Here is a 19,687-nt window from a genome sequence, read left to right on the forward strand (position 1 = left end):
GATGAAATTAGGAATGCCGGAAAGTTATGCGATCTCATAAATTGCATACTACAGGGAAAAACTGCTTTTTTATCGGATTTGTGCAACAAAGCCATTGATACTTGAAGATTTGATACAGGGATTTCGGATTTTCGATTCCTTAAGAATTTCAAGGATGAAGAATTTTCTCAAAAAATAAAAGGTAACAATTTGGCTTTTTAAAAGATATCTTTAAACTGCTTGCTTACAAATAACAAATCGTGCCTGAACAGGCTTTTTGGCTATGATTACTGGAATTTTAGAACTCATGGAGATAATCCAATGGAGATTTCTTTCACATGCATTAACCTTTCTGCCTGCGGGATCTCTTTGGACTGTTTCAAGAGGGATTCTAAATGAAGTTCGATTGCCTCCCGAATATTTTTACGCGTGGTTTCGATTGTCGGCCCGTTGGAATAACATCAGGAAGGGTGGGAGAATATGCATAGTAGTCTAGTCTTCGCCATCATCCTCCTTTTCGATTATAGTTTCACTGGAGATTTTTAGTTCTTCATGTACTTCGGGCTTTTTGTGGTAAAATATGGAGAATCTAAATGAACAGGGATAGGACGAACGGGATAAGAATGATGTACTCAAAATTATAGCATCCAAGAGATGAAATCGAACAGAATAGGGAAAAAGTTGAGTCTTTGGCTGTATGAGAGTGTATGAAATGTATGGGATTCTTAACATGTCATTGCGAGGAGTGAAGCGGTTGCGAGGCGAAGCCGAAGCAAACTCGGAGATCCCTTGCTGATACGCTCGGAACAGGCTCCGCAATCTCTGCCTTTGGGATTGCTTCGGAAAAGACCCTCGCAATGACCGGCAGGATAGTCTTTCCTCAGTCCAAGATATGTTCGGTTTTCATCCTTTGGCTTACTATAAGTTGAAAATCATTACGTATATCCATTCGTGCCTATTCGTGTTCATTCGTGGCTAATCTCAAATATTGTATGCATTAAGAAGGGGTTGCTATGGTGGATTACCAAACATTGGATGACGAGTCGCTCGTAAAACTTCTTTTCACTGAAGCAGATCGGCTGCCACGAGCGGCGGTGGATGAATTTGTTAGACGTGGTGAACGGATGATAAAGCCACTCGATGAGATCGTATCAAAAGAGTCCTGCTGGAGAAGCAGCATACCAGAATGGTGGGCCGTGATACATGCCGTATTTATTCTCGGTGCAATCGATACAAAGGAGGCTGTTTTACCCCTGATGCGTGCTTTACGATTGGCAGAAACGCATGATGTTGATTGGATTACTACGGTACTCCCATCGATATTTGGTAAATTAGGAATGCCAGCAATAGATGAACTGAAAAAGATTGTAAAGGATAAGATGAATGATTGGAGGGTTAAGGATTCAGCAGTAATGGGATTGGCAGCTATTACTATTAACCATCCAGAGATTGAAGATGATATTTTTCCTCTTATCCATTCCGTGTTAACCGATACGGAAGAGGATATCGATGTGAGAGGATGCGCAGGAAATGTACTCCTCGATTTTGTACGCAGCGAATACAAGGAGTCACTTCTTGCTTTTTGTGAGGAAGAGGAAAAAGCAGAAAAGGATGAATTTGAAATTGTTGCATTCAGCGTGGAAGATGTCAAAGAAGTTTTTTCCAAAAATGAAAAAAATATCGACTATTACACAAAAGATTGGTTGTCTTTTTATGATGAAGACGAGATAAAGAAACGGCAAGAACGGTGGAGAAGAGAAGAAGAGGAAGAATTAGAATACCTTGAAGAGGATGAGGAGTTTTTAGAGCCTTTTACCCCTGAAAAGCGAAAAATCGGTCGTAATGAACCCTGCCCATGCGGCAGCGGAAAGAAATATAAGAAATGTTGTATGAATAAAGAAAAATGATTGAAGGCAGAATATAGAAGTCAGAATTCAGGAGCCAGAATCCAGAATTCAAAATAAAGACGTTTTTATTTTTTCCATTCTGACTCCTGACTTCTGGCTCCTGAATTCTTACTCCTGAATTCTGTATTCAGAAAAAAATTGTAACAGGTGCAAAGTTATGAATAGCTCTCTGCATAATATCCGCTTCACCGGTACCCAAATTAACTATTTCTTCCTTTGCAAGAAAAAGCTCTGGTACTTTTCCCATGATATCCAGATGGAACAGAACAGCGATGCCGTCTACCTCGGAAAGTTGATTCATGAGACATCGTATGAACGGGAGAAGAAGGAGATTGATATTGATGATACCATTAAGATCGATTTCATTGGGAACGACAGGGTTATTCATGAGGTAAAGAAATCTGATAAGGTGGAAGAACCGCATATCTGGCAGTTGAAGTATTATATCTGGTATCTGAAGCAGAAGGGTGCTGATGGTATTACCGGTAAAATAAATTATCCCAAACTGAGAAAGACCCTGGATGTATTCTTGGAACCGGAGGATGAAGAGAAGATTCAATCGATTTTAAAGGAAATACAAGGGATTATAAACACTGAACTACCACCAGCAGTAGAGCGGATGAAGATGTGTAGAAATTGTAGTTATGGGGATATTTGCTGGGTGTGATGAGGCAGAATTCAGAATCCAGGAGACAGAATTCAGGAGCCAAAATATAGAGGTGAAGAGAAAGGAGTGTGGTATGGAAAGGTTGCCGGCAAAAAGTTTTCAGGACTTGATTGTTTGGCAAAAGGCGCATCAATTTGTATTAGCTGTTTACGGTTTCAGCAACGACTTCCCTAAAAAAGAGTTGTATGGGTTGACATCTCAAATAAGGAGAGCTGCGATTTCTATTGCAGCAAATATTGCTGAAGGGTTTAAGAAAAAGACCAGGGCTGATAAAGTACGGTTTATGAACATTTCCCAGGGTTCCCTGGAAGAGTGTAGATACTATTTAATCTTAACAGAGGATCTCAAATATGGTAATGGTTTAAAGTTAATGTCACAGCTTGAAGAAGTCAGCAAATTATTAGAATCATACTCTACTTCTATTCTAAAATCTTATTTATAATTAGATGTTATCTAAGTTTTATTATCTTCTGACTCCTGACTCCAGACTCCTGGCTTCTGTCTTCTGTCTTCTGGATTCTACAATCACTTATGAAACAAAACTACTACATCTTTAACAACGGCCGCCTGAAACGGCAGGAGAATACGATCTTCTTTGAAAAGGAAGATGGCTCGAAGTCCGTTATCCCTATCGAGAATACAGAAGCCCTTTACGCCTTTGGGGAAATTGACTTCAATACGAAGCTCTTTAATTACCTGGCACAGAAGGGCATACCGGTACATGTCTTTAACTATTATGGATTTTATTCGGGTAGCTATTATCCGCGAGAATATTTAAACTCGGGACAACTCCTGGTAAAACAGGTGAGCCATTACACGAGCCGTCAAAAGAGGATTGCGATTGCAAGGGCGTTTGTGGATGCAGCCAGTTTTAATATCCTGAAGAATCTGAGATATTACAGTAACAGGGGCAAGGGATTAGACGAATATATTAATACGATTGAAGGATTCAAGGCGCAGGTCGATAAAGTAGAATCAGTTGAAGAGTTGATGGGACTTGAGGGGAATATCCGAAATACCTATTATAAGGCATGGCCTATGATTATTGACCAGGAGATAAAATTTGAACGCAGGGTGAAACAGCCGCCCGATAATATGATCAATGCCCTTATTTCATATCTGAACTCAATGGTCTATACAACATGTCTTGATGAAATATACCATACCCAGTTGAGCCCGCTTATCTCTTATCTCCATGAGCCGGGAGACCGCAGATTTTCGTTAAGTTTAGACCTGGCTGAAATATTTAAACCCATTTTTAGTGATAGAACGATATTTACCCTACTGAACAGACAGCAAATTACCGAGACGGACTTTATGACGGAAGTAAATCTCTGTTATCTTAATGAGAAGGGAAGAAAGGTTGTAATTAAGGAATATGATGAAAGGCTGAAAACCGTAATAACCCATAAGAGACTTGAAAGGCAGGTTTCTTATCGGTACTTAATAAGACTGGAATGTTATAAGCTGGTTAAGCATATTATTGGTGAGCAGGAGTATGAGGGGTTTAAAATTTGGTGGTGAGTTTTTAGCCACAAATGGACACAAATTTACACGAATGGGTTTGCAGAGGCAGATTTAAAATCTTCCTCTTAAAGTAACAGGGGCAGGTAAGATGGGTAAGATAGGAAATGACTGTTTATCCAGCTCATATAAAAAATGGAAATCCTTATCAAACCAATATCGGTTCCTATAGTATTCGATTCGTGTTTATTCGTGACCAACTAATAAAGTGGCTAAAAGGAGAGGGGAAAGAATGTATGTAATCGCCGTTTACGATGTAGATCAAAAGAGGTGTGGAAAGATGTTGAAGCTGTGCAGGAGTTATCTTCACCATATCCAAAATTCTGTATTTGAAGGAGAGATTACCGAAGGCAAGTTGGAAGAGTTGAAGGTAAGTGCCAAAAAGATAATGAATGAAGACGATGAGGATTCGCTCATTTTATTTAAGTCAAGAAATGAAAAATGGCTGGATAAGGAGATCGTTGGTTCTGAAAAAAGATCTGTGGACAATATACTTTAGTCTTCAGAACAGAGTAATATTTTAGCCACGAATGAGCACGAATAAAAAGGGAGCGAATATTTTTATCATATGTGGAAATTTTTGTCTATGTATGGTTAAATACGGAAGTAAAGTCTGTCAACCACAGGGAAAATAGTTACAAAAACATCTTGGATGATCTGTCTCGGAAGTTAAAAAGAAGACTATAGTGTTATCAGAAGGTGACTTAAATATATCCTGTCAACCTATGAGTATTTTTACATAACTGGAGGTCGACGAAAAAAATGATAATTTCTCACATCCAAACGAGCCGAAAACCCTCATATTTCCTGTACCCATAAAGCGGCTTTCATTGAACCTATAAGGAATTGAAACCGATCTGGAATAAGTTCATATCCCTGAACCGATTCCTTTCATTGAACCTATAAGGAATTGAAACTTTTTTACATGGGCATCACTCAGACCACAATAAATGCTTTCATTGAACCTATAAGGAATTGAAACTGATGAGATCATCTACGATGAAGACGAATCCGAAGCTTTCATTGAACCTATAAGGAATTGAAACACAAATATCCAAAGTAATCGGTATGGAAAATACCATCTTTCATTGAACCTATAAGGAATTGAAACTCCATTGTGAATGTGATTTCCCGAAGGCTTTCTTTCTTTCATTGAACCTATAAGGAATTGAAACGGTAGCAAGGGGTTCTGCCTGCCCTGATTGTGCAATCTTTCATTGAACCTATAAGGAATTGAAACTACGATGAGGGGCTTGAAAAGAAATTTCTTTCTGCCTTTCATTGAACCTATAAGGAATTGAAACGAAAATATTACCTTGAATTTCCTGCAAGGTGGTTCCTTTCATTGAACCTATAAGGAATTGAAACGGGGTTCTTTAATATTGCCCTGTGCGTCTACGGGCTTTCATTGAACCTATAAGAAATTGAAACAATCATACAAAGAAAGAATTGTTCCGCTTCACAAGTCTTTCATTCAACATAATTTACAATAAGAGGCTCCAGAGTATTTGTCATTGCGAGGGGTTTTTTCCCGAAGCAATCTTTTCTCAACTATTCAAGAGATTGCTTCGGACAATACCCTCGCAATGACAAGTTAAACACTACACGGACAAACCATGTCCCCGTACGCCTTGAACGGGGGCATGTCCCTGTAAGCATCGTTTGTGTGTGCCACCCTGAAAACCGCTTACATACAATGAAAATTCCTCTACAATGAACCTATAAGGAATTGAAATAACTGTTCGAAAAATATATTTTGTAAGAAACTTATGTAGGATGAACCTTTCGGTTTGCTTCTCTATAATAACAAGGCTAAAACCTCGCCATACATTTTTCCTCCGATGTGAATACAAGAGATTAAAACCCTATGGATAAAGAATAAAAAGAAATCAAAAAGACCTGATATCGTTTCCGCAAGACTTTAATTCATAGTATCGTACCTTTCCGTTTTTCGACTTGTATGAGTTTGATTTTCATGTAAATAACAGTACCCATCAGGATTCTTCGTCTTATTCTTACATCTCTTACCAGACTTGGTTATGCTTTTGCATTGCATCACCGCCATACTTGATTTCCCTACAATATCTGGTGTATCGAATCTCCAATTCTTGAGATTTAACGTTGATTCGATAAGCTCTTCCTGCTCATCAGGAAGAAGATGAAAAAAATCAATTCCTGTTAACTTTTCAATGTTATCAATCGTTAAAGCATATTTTTGTAATGATTCATTTGATCTCATATTCGGAATAACAAAACCGATACCCTTAATATCAGGCTCTCTATAATCTAAAATTATCTTATAAAAATATTTCGGCACAGAAACTTTATTTTTACCAATGGTAGGTAAACCTTTTTTTAAAACAGGACCGGTGACAATATATATTGACCGATTATCCCTTGCCCATTGCCTGACCAACTCTTCTAATTTTTTCCAAATCCCCCTGTTAAAACCAGGCTCTTGCGGACTAATATTACTATAATAAAATGATTCCTGCATTGCTACTGAAGACCATGCCATATCACCAGCAGGCGCTAAATGACCTTTATCATAACCAAATCCCTTGTAATCCTTACCATCTGCCGTTTGCCCTTTAACCCTAAGATCGGGAATAAACTTATCAGACCTCTCATACATGGCATAGGTCTCTTCTCTCGTTAATTCATAAGCAACCCAACTTGCCTGTTCATGCTCTTCGTTATAAGAAAGGACAAATGCTGAATAGGTAAGTATTTCATCATTTTGAGTGCATTTTGGGATTTCTAAATGTTGGATAGTCCGTGGTTTTAGATTGCAAAGAGGCTCCTTTATCAGACAAGTGTGAGCCTTATTCTCGCGAGCAAGAGTTTCTTCTTGCACAGGAGGATTACTCATAATAAATAAAATCAAGATACCTAAGAGGGTAATGGTTTTTATCGTTTTTGTTGAATAGGTTCTCATTGTTCTTCCCAAATAACGTTAGTGTTCTAAGTTTTTAATATTCCTGGTACTCACAGTAATATATGAATAATCCAAAGAAGTTGATTACTTCGGGATTACCCTATTATGCGGGAACTGTCTTTTACCTTTTGGCTGATTATGGTTCTCTTAATTTTCCTTTATCAGCAGTAGGCAGAATTTTTTTAAAAAATCAGAGGGAAAGAGGAGGATATCCACCCTGTAAGATAGAAAGCTTATCGGACAGCAATTTTCTAACAGGGTAAAGGGAATATCTTCTACCGATTTTGGATAATTACGGAATAACTACCTTTTATAGAAAAGTTGGCTCGCAAAGGAGCATCGAAAAATATGTGAGATGGTTGAGACATTGAACTGCGATAGGATGAGGATTTGAACTGGCAGGTATTGATTGTTGCACAACGAAAAATACTGGGATGCAAGCACACACATGGTGAGAAACAAAAAAAATAAGACTGCCTGCATACCGGATTCGATGAGATGATGAGGATGAGATTCGGATTGATTATACATATTGATAATCAAAACAGGCCTGTGCTGAGCAGGATATGCTTTAACAAAATGATTCTTTGTTTACATCTCTCATTGCAAGAGTTTCTTTAGCTTTTCAGGCATGGCGGTAGGCTTACGGCTGGCATTGAGGCAGGCTAGCTTTGTAAAACCTTCGGCGATAAGTTTATTATCGCCTTCGCGGATAATTTTATGTTTAAATTCTACGGTGGCATGTTTTAGTTCTGAAACGAAGGTCTGAATGATCAGGATATCATCGTAATGAGCAGGCACGCGAAACCGGCAATGAGCCTCAGTAACGGGAAAGTAGATATGCTCCCGCTCCAATTCTGAATATGGCAATCCAAGATTTCTCAAAAATTCTGTTCTTCCCATTTCAAAATAAACAAGAAAATTGGCATAATAGACAATACCCATCTGGTCAGTTTCCTGATAACGAACGCGTGTTTTGATTTCGTGAATTTTCATAAAAAAAGGCACGGTTTTAACGTGCCTTATATAAAGAGCCGAAATAGTAAGTTACAGAAGAAAGATAATTGCAGAAAAAAATGTGCCGTGTAAGCCTGAATTCTCTCCATGTTAATCCAATTTATTTTCTACATGCCGTAAGATAGGAATCACTGTAAACGTGCTGATTCATAATAATCTCTGCTGTTATTGCAGCATCCATTAAATCCTTATCAAGCACATCCATGACAGCAGCATCCAGTCCATATGAGATTCCCATGGTTAAAAATATACGGGCTAAAAGTCTTTTTTCCTTTGTTCCCTGAGAGAAATTACTGAGCCCTACATTTCGGTGTGGCGGCGGATCAGAGATCATTTTGATCTGGTTGAAGATGTCAAACATGAGCGCAGGCTGTTTCTGATCGACATTAATAGGGAAAAGTACGGGGTCTATGTATACCTTTGACAGTTCATACTCATGCTCTACCGCCTTTTCCACAATCTTCATGGCAATCTCCATACGCCGTTCAACATCCTGGGGAATACCACATTTATCCATCGTAAGACATATCAGCGATGCGTTGTATTCCTTAGCCAAAGGCATGTATTTATCTAATTCTTCAGGGTCACCCTTTGAGGAATTGATTAAGACCTCATTTTTAATCACCGATAAACCGGCCTTTACGATATCAAATTTTTGACTGTCAATCGCAATGGGCGTCTTTACTGTATCCTGAATAACCTCAATTAACCATTTCATCGCTCCGGCAGGATCAGCCGTAGCAGTGCCCACATTCACGTCCAGAAAACTAGCCCCGGCCTCTGTCTGTTTTATCGCAAGTTCTTGCACAGCCTTTGGGTCCTTATTTTTTATAGCTTCACGTACATCTTTAAACATACCGTTGATACGTTCCCCTATAGAAATCATCGTATGTTTACCCTTTCTCTTTCATAAATTGTCACACCTTAACTTCACCGCAAAGTCTTCTATTACGAGAATTTCATATTTCGTGTTTCTTATTTCCCGTTACACGAGAAACACGAAACGCAAAACATCTTTGCGCTGAACTATTACGCTTTTTTTAGTATAAACGATCAATACATTTTTTTACTGCTGCAACAGCTCTGGGATGATTCATACGAATAATATCAACACCAGATTGCAAAAGGCTGGTGGCAGTAATGGTTTCCCACATCGGACCTCTTTCTTCCCGAGGGCCCCACTGGGGAACATCGTTATCGTTAGATTTAGCCTCTTTTGACCGCCATGCCTCATGACCAACATCGCAGATTACCGGCATGGACATCATTTTATCGCCCGTAAGAGCGGCCAATCGTTCACGTTCCTGAATAGAATAGGTATACTCCAAACCATAGCCCAGGGCGCCGGTTGATTGGAACATTACTATTCGGTTGAGCGGAAAATCCATCTCAGACACGAGAATATTAATCTGTTTTCCAATGTTAATATCTACAGGCGCCATGGTAATAATGCTGTGTCCATCTGCCAGACATGTAGCGGTAAGTGTCTTATAGTTATCCTGTGATACAATGCCTAACAGACAATTTTCTCCCCTGGCAGCCTGGCTCACTTTAGGCATTACCTCGTTATCTTTCTCATCATGCTCACACCCCCAGATAATGAGAGGAACACCTACTGCTGCGAGGATAGATTTTACCGTTTTTACCGCATCTTCTGCACTTTTGTTACCTTTGTCAGGATGGATTCCATCAAGCTTAAGACAGATCAGATCAGCCCCATATTGCTCTACACATTTTTTTGCCCATTGTGCCGGATCGTTGATGACGTCGGCAAAAGGCTCGGTTAAGGTCTCAGTCCAGTCATCAGGCGGTGTATCATACACATCCATAGCAATTACCGGCTTATGGCCTGGATTTCCCTCAAAATCCATAAAAGGAATACATTTTGAGCCACCAACGGTGATCGTCTTTTGTCGGCTACCTCCTTTATCCTTTGTAGCACCAATAGTAATCTCATTGACACCACTTGTCCACTTGTCCGCTACATTTGGTATTTCCATCATTTATCTCCTACTATCTATCAAAAACGTAACCACAGAGTACACAGAGGAAAAACTTTAATAACCTTTGAAATCCAATCCTCAGTAAAATTTTGAAATTTAAGCATGGAACACTATTAAACAATATTATATGAGATCAGGCGCCGTCTTCTGAAGCATACTCGCCGGCAGGTGTTTTTGTAAAAACTCACCCAGTTTTCGGTATAATTCATTTTCACGGAAAATCTCAAATATGGGTGCCCCACACGCTGCAGTATCATACACCTCCTGATCGAACGGGAATATCGCAGATATCTCAATCCCCAAACTATCTAACTTCTGCTGAAGATTCTCATGAATGCCATTTTTCGGTACCCGGTTCAATACACAGAACTTTTGCCTAATCGTAATTGGAAGCGAATCGGCTAATTTAAGGATCCGTTGCATGGTCAATGCGCCAACAATCGTTGGCTCACTTACAATCATCAGGAAATCTACATTATTCGTAGTCCTGCGGGAGAGATGCTCCATACCAGCTTCATTATCTGTTACAATAAAAGGATAGGTTGTTCCTACTTTATCAAGATATTTCCGCAGAAGATTGTTCACATAACAATAGCACTTCGGACCTTCGGGCCTACCCATAGTCAGGAGATCGAATTTGTCCTTTTCAACAATAGATTCCTCAATAGCATACTCAATGTATCTATCCTTGGACATTCCCGAAAAATCAACCTTCTTTTCTACAATATCCTCACGGAGATCAGCAACGGTACTCTGTACATGCAATCCGAGCAACGAACCTAGCGAGGCGTTAGGATCGGCATCGACAGCAGATACAGGCTTACCAATCTCCTCGGTAATATATCGAATAATAAGAGCAGAAAGGGTTGACTTTCCCGTTCCGCCTTTTCCGGCGACTGCAATATTAAACGCCATATAAAAACCTCATAATTATTATCTAAAATCTACTATTACCGCAGAGGACGCAAAGGACGCAGAGAATTAAGTTAAAAGAAAAAAGCCCCATCTTTTATTTAACGCTTTATCATAGTAAAACAGTCGTCTTGCCTGTTCTAACCACTAGTTTATTAAGTCTTTCATCTTCACCCACCTCCGCGCTCTCTGCGCCCTCTGTGGTGAATATTTTTATGAAACCTTCAATTCCTCTACTACTGATGGAAATTTTTCGATGTCGGTATGAGGTAAAAAGTTTGCCGATATATATTCTTCCATATATTTATTGTTATTCATAAGATCGAAATACGTCATCTTTGATGCAATCGCCCTTGATACTTCATAAGCATCTTTGGAGAAGAGAGACATTTTAGCACCGATTACAGAGGTATTTCCAACAAACTGAACTTTCGAGATAGAGATATCAGGCAGCATTCCAATGGTGATTGCGCTTCGCACATCCAAATAGTTACCAAACCCCCCGGCAAGGTAGAGCTGCTCGATATTATTTATATCCATGCCCATAGATTCAATTAATGTAGAAATTGCCGAATAGATAGCAGCCTTAGATCGTATAAGATTTTGAATATCGGCTTGCATAATGACTATATCCTTTTTTGTGGCAGTTTCGCTTTTATCTGCCAGAATAAACTCATATCCATTATCTGTTTTTCTTAACCGGTCTGTATCTATCCCTTTCTGGAAATTTCCCGTCCTGTCAATAACACCGCTTCTTACAAGAGTGGCCAAACAATCCAGCAATCCTGAGCCGCATATCCCACTCGGAGGAGTATCACCAATTGTCTTGTAATTAACATCAAAATTCTTTGTTATGTTTATCTTTTCTATAGCGCCTTTCGCTGCACGCATGCCACATGAAATACCACTACCCTCAAAGGAAGGTCCCGCCGACGCTGAACAGCATACCATCCAATCTTTATTACCCAGTACAATTTCGCCATTAGTACCTATATCAATAAGGAGTGACAATGCCTCAGCCTTATCTAACCGTATAGCAAGAACACCGGATGTAATATCACCACCCACATATGCCCCAACACAGGGCAGTGTATACAGCAAACCCTGATTATTAGTTTTTATACCTACTTCAGCAGCCCGGAGAGAAGGTATAAAACTGACGGATGGAAGATATGGTTCTTTTCTGATATTCGTAGGGTCTAAACCTACCAGGAAGTGAGTCATTACCGTATTTCCAGCACAAACAACAGCGCCGATATCATGAATACTTAATTTATTCCTTTTAACAAGCGTGGATATCAGATGATTTATGTCTTCTATGAGAACCTCTTGCATAATGTCCATTGCATCATGCTGCTCAGCATGGATAATTCTCTGGATGTAGTCATCTCCGTACTTGATTTGAGAATTATAGGTAGCTTCAATATCAATAGTCTCTGCGCGACAAAGGTCAAGAAGATGAGCTACCACGGTAGTTGTACCAACGTCTACAGCAACACCGTAGTTATTTGCGCTCACATCCCCTGCCTGTACCTCAAGGACCTCAACAGAAGGTCCCCGATATCCAAGGGTAGCTGTAACCTTCCATTTACTATTCCTCAAAATAGCAGGCAAATGTTTCAGGACGGTGAAATTTGTTGTCAAATTCTCTAACGGGATATCTGTCTTAACCATAATATCCTGACAGAGTCTTTCATAATCTGCCATACTATCATCCAGGCTGGGAGGGGATAACTCCAGATATAGCTTGCTCACCAGAGGATTTTGCTTAAATTGTTCTGCTCCCAGACTGACCGCCGCAAGTGAACCCGGAAATTGCGGATAATCACTAACAAGAATTTGACTTTTATCAAGCCTTGATTCCTCTGGTATTAAAACCTCCAGGTCATCAACTACTTTTGTCCTGCAGGCCAGGACATATCCTTGCTTTACCTCTGCTGCAGAAATATGAGTGGTCGGCATACTATCTATCTTGCCACTTTTCAGGATTACTTTACATTTACCGCAGGTGCCATCACCACCACAGAGGGCATTGATAAATAAATCACCCTTGTAGGATGCATCAAGAATGGTTTTCCCTTCTTCAATATCTACCGTAACTTCACTGGGAAGAAAATTTATTTTATAATGTGAATTTTTCAATAGTATTATTTAGCATAGATAAAATTTTAAATGAGGATAACGGCTTTCACTGATAAACACAGGCAATTTCTTTCTTCTTATTAAAATCCACACAATCTGTACCCAATATCAATATTCTATAAAAATATATTTTTAAGGCTTCCACACGGTTTTTAGATACGAGGCGAGCCCTGATGCCTCCCGCGGCCCAACCATTATCTCCCAACCGAGTGTCTCTTGCAATTTTCCAGACATCACAGCTACCAGCCCCGGAATGATAAGTTTTCTGTGCTTTACTTTCGTCTCCACCTGAGCATCTGCCATAGCCTTTGCAACAACTTTATCATTCAGTTTGTCGCCAGAATATGCCGTCAATACCGAGGTACCACCGGTATCTACGGATAATATGAACGCAGGAATACGACTTCCCTCAACCTCACCTTCTACCGTATAATAAGTAAGCGAGAAATTTGTTGTGAATAAGACCGGAGAATCTTCCTTTGCATCCCCCACGGCATATAATTTTGGTTCAACCTGAATTGGTTTTTGTGGATCAGTAAATATATTTGTCCTGACAGTAAGCAATGGCATAATTCCCCAGGACTCACAAGTATTGACCACAACAATACCGGCGTACTTCACCAGATAGGTACTGGCCATTGAAATTTCCTGAAATGCATCATCATCACAGGCAAAGGTAATCATAGGAAATCCAAGAGCGCGGAAATTTTTCTTTAATGCAGCTCTTCTTATCCTGGTTAGTTTCTGAAGTACCTCTTTCGGTTTGTCACCGCTCACATCTAATACAATCTCCTCAACGCCAACCTTTTTTACCCGTTCAGCCAGATCGGCAAGCTCTTCAAGCGTTGGAGCAGTTACCGTCATAGGGCAATTCTTTTCCTTCGCTAACGCAGCCATAGATTCACAATTGCCCGCATTTGCACCGTGGATCAGGGGTCTCTTCTCAGCGCAGTTTGCCAGAGCCGCTTTCATATTATCAACGGAGGTACTACTCAAAATAATATTCAAATGAGAGCCATCGCTTACTTTCTTTGCCGCATCAGCAAATTTTTCTGCGCTAGCACTCTTGTTGATGATTGCCACAAGATCGATCTCTATCTCTGTGCCAACACGGGACATTTTTAAATTGTTAATCTTCTTTAAACGATTATCAAAAGCAGCATCATCCAGATCGTCATGAATAGTAACAGCTATGCCTGTAGGATGATAAAATTTTTCTTCATGCCTGAATAATACATTTTCTTCACCAATCTCCACCTTCCTGGCACCTGTACCGACAGTTACAAGTTTAATTGGAGGCGCAGAGGCAGCTCCCAAAACTCTCTTAGCCTCTTCACTCACATCAGGACAATCCGACAGGTTTGCCTTTTTTTGCGCCAATTGCATAGCAAATGCCAGACATGTGGGTCTTCCACACTTTTTACAATTTGTTTTGGGAAGTAATTTGTAAATGTCTAATCCAGTTAGTGCCATTCTTTACTATCCTTTCGCATAAATAACTATTGCCAAAACCTGACCACAGAAAAAATCTTTATCGTTTCACTATGGTCTCTGTATTTCGTCTTTCACTTATCAAATGAAAAACCACCCATTTATCCTCTTTGAACGAAGAGGATAAAGGGTGGTTATACAATAATGAATCTTCCATTGGTATTGGGGCAATTATCATACATTACACTTTTAAATCATCACTCTTCTGTATGATTTTACTGACCAACCCATACTTGAGAGCCTCTTCTGCAGACATCCAAAAATTTCTCTTAGTATCTGTCTCTACCTTTTCTACGGATTGCCCCGTTTCTGCTGAAATTAACCGATTAATCTTTTCCCGGCATTTGAGTATTTCATTCGCTTCAATTTGAATATCAGAAGCCGTTCCATGAATACCGGTAGAAGGCTGATGAATCAGAATACGCGCACTGGGCAAGCTAAACCGGTTTTCTTTTTTTGCTCCGAGAAGGATAATTACAGCAGCGCTGGCAACAACTCCTGTACAGATAGCGTTTATCCTTGGTTTGATAAACCGCATCATATCGTAAATTGCAAAACCAGCATCCGCATCGCCGCCGGGGGAGTTAATGAACATTTTAATATGATCATCACTTTCCGCTTCAAGAAGTAAGAGTTGCGTCATGATCTGTTGCGCCATTTTCTTACTCACCTCATCCGTTACCATAACAGTGCGAGTTTTTAATAATTTTGAAACAAAATCTCCGCCTCGCAGCTTTTCCTTTTCTTCTCCGGCATCTTCATCTTTATTTTCTAATAATGGCATAGTAAAAATCATGAATAAACTCCACAGGCAAAAACAAAAAATATTACCAGCACAATACTCATTTTATCAAGATACTATAAAGCTGGTTATCATTAATGTAATATTGTTTAAGATACATTTTTAGAACATTGGCGCCAGAACTAATGCAGGGTGATTAACCTTTTGCATGTAATTTAAAACCTCTTCCTCTGTCTGTGCAACGGTCTCATCGGCTATTTTATTGAGAAAATCTTCAAGACCCAGTTCTTCTGCCGTCTTAATAAGAGTTTCTGCTAACTCTTCCTTCAAGGCTTTAGGCATCCAAACAACACGCGCAAGACCTCCGTCCGCAGAAATAAATTTTCTGCTGCCCAAATAAAACTTGCTATGCCCCATAAAACCAGGGGTTTGCAATCCACCGCCTACCGTTCCGGCAAGCGTGGAAAATTTCATACCACAAGGGGTCATTTCAGCAAAGTCACGATCTACCACCATGATTCCATTGGTCATAGGTAACATGGCAGAAATACATTCAAAACATCCACAACTCGTCATCGGGTCTGTCATAATGCTGTACAAACTTACCTTCTCAAGCGATCTGTTCGAACCGTTGAATATAAACGAATTGGTACCTTCCCACTGCCCCAGTCTTTCATCAACAGTTTTTCCTCTTTCTATTGGTTGGTTTGGACCGGTGGGATTAATTTCATATCCAGCCTTCCCGTCTAACCAGCTAACAGAACCACACAAACCAGAACGTTCCGGAGTAACAACACAAATGTGAGTAGGCGCAAAACTCTGGCAGAGTGTACAACTATAAAACATACTAACCGAATCATCGGTCATACCTTTTAACCTTGCATCACGTTCTGTGTATGCGGCACGCACATCTTTCAGGAGTCTTTCTACATCTTCTTTTTTCGTATATAAAGTCACCTGTACCTTATCCAGAATGGCACCAAATTCACCATGGAATTTAGCATGAATGATATTCCCTATATGCCTGATCCTAAAACCTGCTTTAAAGGCTTCTTTACTGATACGGTGACGAATAATATCCCTCTGGCCCATATGGAATAAACCCTGAGCTTCACCAAGGAATCGATGCATTTGCCGTTCAAAAATAGGTTCAAAATCTGGCTGCATTTTTCGACCAGACACCTCAACCATGATACCCAAAGACACACCGGGGCCGGCGGGAATCTCGTCTAAATCCGGACCTATAACCTGTATCTTACCATCCTCAACCTCATCGATTTCTTTGGTGCACACATATTCAAAAGCAGGTACTCCAGGACCGCCAATCTCAATTTGCATATCCTCTTTCCGTATGCGTTCACCCTCAAAGGCAGGACCATACGGGACAGGGATATCCAACTTATGAATTGATATCTTTAAGCCACGTACCTCAACACATTTATCAACAATCTTATCAACAGGCACCTTAGAAACCACATGCTCATAGGTACAAACACCGGTAGGTAATATTTCAGGAATATCGATATTGGTAATCGTTGGAAAGCCATAGTTAATGGCACCAGCAGCATTTGCATATTGTTCATCAGTAACTTTAGTACCCAATGCAAGGACAAAAGCAAAGATACGGTTCTTATTATACAGAAGATTCCTTTTAAAATCCCCCGGCGGGACATTACCAAACGAGAGAGCTGCCCTATTGGCAAAACCTAAGGAATATACTGCAGCGGAGGTCTCTTTTCCAAAAGGCACAAGACGAGTATCCCAACCCATTTGGACACCTTTTTCAGCTAACTGTTCGGCAAAAGACACACCAAAGTTATCAGATTGTATAAACACATAGAGGTTTTTTTGCTGAAGCTCTCTTGCAATCTTGACGGCTGTATCTGCATCAGGAGCACACCCTACTATGGCAGCAAACCCTGGTGCCGTACCATCGACAAATTCAATACCCCGTTCACGCATAATAACATCATCTGCTGCCCCCAACCATATCCCGTCTACCGGGTGAGGCCCGATTAAATATTTACAGGCCTCATAGATCTCTTCTGCAAAAAGTGTTGCCATACCCGCATCTAAGGTGTGACCCAGGTATGGAACCCAGTGTTTTTCAGCAGGCAATGGAGGTAACATACTCCTTGCCAAACCTATCACATGTACACAATCCTCTAAGGTTTTTACCGGAATACCCGTCATGGAATAAATGATAGGCAAATAATAGGCTGTATTGGGAAATTCCACTTTACAGCCAGCTCCCTTTTGTGCAATTGCTTCAGCAAGCTTTTTATCAGCTTTATCTACAATTTGGTATGCACCGCGAATAGCGGCGGAACAGATGATTTTTGACATAAAAAATACCCCTTTAAATCTTTTTTCTTAATGATGTCCAGGAACAGGTTTACATTCCCTTTCCAATGCTCTTCGCTCTGCCATATCATAGAGTTTTCTCTCTTTTGCTGTATTTATGCCCAGCGCATCTCTCTTTTTCTCTATGTGATCCATCATCATTTTACCTATTTTCTTCAGATCACGCTCAAAATCCCATCGTGCACCAACCAGATCTTCCATCTCTTTGGTTAATAACCTTTGCATATCAGGCGCACCAGCCACCGGCGAATTCATGCCAAAGACGATATAAATACCAGATGCTACAAAAAACTGACCAATAGCAATTGCCTTTTCGCTCATCCATTCCAAACATGCACCGGCAACCGGTAAATCACTAATATCGTTTCCCAAACCGCCTTCTTTTGCCATTTCGGAACATGCTATCAAAATACGGCTATTATCAACACAGGCGCCAGAATGAAGGACAGGTGGTATACCTACCGCTTCACAAACTTCCCGGAGCCCTTTACCGCATTCATCTTTTAATTCAGGGATCATCAATCCACCGGAAGCGCATTGCCCCGCAGCACAACCTGTCGCCACTACTAATATGTTGTTGGCTATGAGTTCTCTTACCAGATTTACGTAATTCTGGTCACATGCGCCTGCCCTGGGACTTGTACAACCGGCAATTCCCACAACACCGCGAATCCTTCCGTTTATGATATTATCGTTCAAAGGACGGTAACTTGCACGGAACCTGCCGCCTAACATATATTTAATTGTCTCATGGCTAAAACCAGCAATAAGGTTCGGCTCGGCACTGCTCGGAATAAACACCTTATTATTATCGCGGTTTTTATAGTTATCGATAGCCATCATAATAATCTTCTTTGCTGCTTCGAGGGCATGCTCATCGCTAAATTCTACATGCTCCGCCCCGTCGATCTTTGCCTTTGATAAGGTTGTTACAATTTTCGTATGGAAGTGCTTTGCCGTTTCAGCTAAAGCCTGCATCACGCATTGTATATCAACAACCATCAACTCAACCACACCAGTCGCTATAGCCCCCTCCTGTATAGTCATATGGCCGGCCATAGGAATTCCATGCCGAACAAGAAGCTCATTTGCAGTACAACACAGACCAGCAATCACAAGACCTTTTGCCCCCGTTGCATGTGTCGCTTTTATGACATCCGGATCACCCGAAGCAAGTACGATGGCTTCGGCAAGCTGAGGTTCATGCCCGTGAACAACGATATTTATATGGTCTTTTTTCATAACACCTAAGTTTGACCTTCCCTGCACAGGCTTCGGCGTACCGAACATAATATCCTGCAGTTCGGTTGCTATCATACAACCACCCCAACCATCTGCTAACGCCACGCGCATGGACTGCTTGGTAAGGTTCCGATAGTCCTGATCACCACCCATCCCTGTTCGGTGCAAACTCTCAGTAACCTCACGGTCAATTGCTCTGGGCGCAATGCCTAATTTTTCCCATATCTTTTGACGCGCTTCCGGCGCCCTTTTAAGGAACAACAAAGTACCATAGGGTTTTCCAAACTCCATTAATGCCATCTCGCCAACTTCTTCAGCGATTTCATTTATCTTGCGGTCCTTTGTCTTCACGCCAAAACACTCAGCAACCATCATAAGTTTATCCACATCTTTAATACGGTAACCTGGTGCTTCACCCCTTGCGGTAGCAACTAAGAGGTGAGCTGCGGCACGCGCATGGTCAGAGTGGCATGCAGTGCCGGCACCATTCATACGAAGATAATGCCGGGCTGCAAAGGTATTGGCATCAGCTCCGCAAACACCTTTCTTTGGTCCGTTTCCAAAAGGATCGATATTGCATGGTCCATAGTTACAATGACGACAACACAATGCAAGACTACCATATCCACACTGAGGAAGCTGGGCCTGGTATCTGTCATACATGGTTTCTACTTTAATTTCTTTCATCCGATCAAGCATTACCTGATCCACTGTTTTTTGTTTTTCTTCCATACAAAAATCCTCCGTTATTGTTTTTAA

At 40.6% G+C, this 19,687-nt stretch carries 15 protein-coding genes, 1 pseudogene and 1 CRISPR repeat array; of the genes and pseudogenes, 5 read left to right on the forward strand and 11 right to left on the reverse strand.

Features of this window, described 5'->3' with window-relative positions:
* Positions 1-284: 284 nt before the first annotated feature.
* Positions 285-428: pseudogene (locus FBQ94_RS17465) on the reverse strand (type II toxin-antitoxin system HicB family antitoxin); the annotation flags it as partial.
* Positions 429-992: 564 nt separating this feature from the next.
* On the opposite strand from FBQ94_RS17465, the gene FBQ94_RS10505 reads away from it, so the two are divergent.
* From FBQ94_RS10505 to cas2, 5 genes are all read left to right on the forward strand, one after another.
* The gene (locus FBQ94_RS10505; RefSeq protein ID WP_040544422.1) at positions 993-1,886 is read left to right on the forward strand and encodes an SEC-C metal-binding domain-containing protein; all 894 of its coding nucleotides are present in this window, start codon (positions 993-995) and stop codon (positions 1,884-1,886) included.
* Positions 1,887-2,043: 157 nt separating this feature from the next.
* On the forward strand, positions 2,044-2,553 hold the full coding sequence (gene cas4, locus FBQ94_RS10510; protein WP_007222608.1) for a CRISPR-associated protein Cas4: 510 nt from the start codon (positions 2,044-2,046) through the stop codon (positions 2,551-2,553).
* A gap of 73 nt (positions 2,554-2,626) precedes the next feature.
* Positions 2,627-2,995 carry a four helix bundle protein gene (locus tag FBQ94_RS10515; RefSeq protein ID WP_040544751.1) on the forward strand — a complete coding sequence of 123 codons (369 nt, stop codon included), beginning with the start codon at positions 2,627-2,629 and terminating at the stop codon, positions 2,993-2,995.
* Between the two features lie 89 nt (positions 2,996-3,084).
* Positions 3,085-4,077 carry a type I-B CRISPR-associated endonuclease Cas1b gene (gene cas1b / locus FBQ94_RS10520; RefSeq protein ID WP_007222610.1) on the forward strand — a complete coding sequence of 331 codons (993 nt, stop codon included), beginning with the start codon at positions 3,085-3,087 and terminating at the stop codon, positions 4,075-4,077.
* A 232-nt stretch (positions 4,078-4,309) separates the two neighbouring features.
* Positions 4,310-4,576 carry a CRISPR-associated endonuclease Cas2 gene (gene cas2, locus FBQ94_RS10525; RefSeq protein WP_007222611.1) on the forward strand — a complete coding sequence of 89 codons (267 nt, stop codon included), beginning with the start codon at positions 4,310-4,312 and terminating at the stop codon, positions 4,574-4,576.
* 325 nt (positions 4,577-4,901) lie between these two features.
* Positions 4,902-5,508: a CRISPR direct-repeat array (repeat unit 29 nt; unit sequence CTTTCATTGAACCTATAAGGAATTGAAAC).
* Between the two features lie 490 nt (positions 5,509-5,998).
* On the opposite strand, the gene FBQ94_RS10530 is transcribed toward cas2, so the two are convergent.
* The 10 genes from FBQ94_RS10530 to cooS all read right to left on the reverse strand — a co-directional run bounded on the left by FBQ94_RS10530 (position 5,999) and on the right by cooS (position 19,660).
* On the reverse strand, positions 5,999-7,015 hold the full coding sequence (locus tag FBQ94_RS10530) for a DNA/RNA non-specific endonuclease (RefSeq protein ID WP_007222612.1): 1,017 nt from the start codon (positions 7,013-7,015) through the stop codon (positions 5,999-6,001).
* 600 nt (positions 7,016-7,615) lie between these two features.
* Positions 7,616-8,011, reverse strand: a complete 396-nt coding sequence (locus tag FBQ94_RS10535; RefSeq protein WP_083849305.1) for an acyl-CoA thioesterase — start codon at positions 8,009-8,011, stop codon at positions 7,616-7,618.
* Between the two features lie 121 nt (positions 8,012-8,132).
* Entirely contained in the window at positions 8,133-8,918 is a 786-nt protein-coding gene (locus FBQ94_RS10540; protein ID WP_007222615.1) for a dihydropteroate synthase, read from the reverse strand.
* A 154-nt stretch (positions 8,919-9,072) separates the two neighbouring features.
* Complete coding sequence (locus tag FBQ94_RS10545; protein ID WP_007222616.1) at positions 9,073-10,032, reverse strand: acetyl-CoA decarbonylase/synthase complex subunit delta; 960 nt, start codon at positions 10,030-10,032, stop codon at positions 9,073-9,075.
* A 126-nt stretch (positions 10,033-10,158) separates the two neighbouring features.
* A complete protein-coding gene (locus tag FBQ94_RS10550; RefSeq protein ID WP_007222617.1) occupies positions 10,159-10,950 on the reverse strand; it encodes a nucleotide-binding protein in 792 nt (263 codons plus the stop codon).
* Between the two features lie 210 nt (positions 10,951-11,160).
* Complete coding sequence (locus tag FBQ94_RS10555) at positions 11,161-13,089, reverse strand: ASKHA domain-containing protein (RefSeq protein WP_007222618.1); 1,929 nt, start codon at positions 13,087-13,089, stop codon at positions 11,161-11,163.
* Between the two features lie 132 nt (positions 13,090-13,221).
* Entirely contained in the window at positions 13,222-14,562 is a 1,341-nt protein-coding gene (acsC, locus tag FBQ94_RS10560) for an acetyl-CoA decarbonylase/synthase complex subunit gamma (protein WP_007222619.1), read from the reverse strand.
* A 199-nt stretch (positions 14,563-14,761) separates the two neighbouring features.
* Positions 14,762-15,376, reverse strand: coding sequence for an ATP-dependent Clp protease proteolytic subunit (locus FBQ94_RS10565; RefSeq protein WP_007222620.1), 615 nt, complete (start codon positions 15,374-15,376; stop codon positions 14,762-14,764).
* A 108-nt stretch (positions 15,377-15,484) separates the two neighbouring features.
* Complete coding sequence (gene acsB / locus FBQ94_RS10570; protein ID WP_007222621.1) at positions 15,485-17,668, reverse strand: acetyl-CoA decarbonylase/synthase complex subunit alpha/beta; 2,184 nt, start codon at positions 17,666-17,668, stop codon at positions 15,485-15,487.
* Positions 17,669-17,695: 27 nt separating this feature from the next.
* On the reverse strand, positions 17,696-19,660 hold the full coding sequence (cooS, locus tag FBQ94_RS10575; RefSeq protein ID WP_007222622.1) for an anaerobic carbon-monoxide dehydrogenase catalytic subunit: 1,965 nt from the start codon (positions 19,658-19,660) through the stop codon (positions 17,696-17,698).
* Positions 19,661-19,687 lie beyond the last annotated feature (27 nt).

This window comes from Candidatus Jettenia sp. AMX1 (assembly GCF_030263775.1).
Classification (GTDB): domain Bacteria; phylum Planctomycetota; class Brocadiia; order Brocadiales; family Brocadiaceae; genus Jettenia; species Jettenia caeni.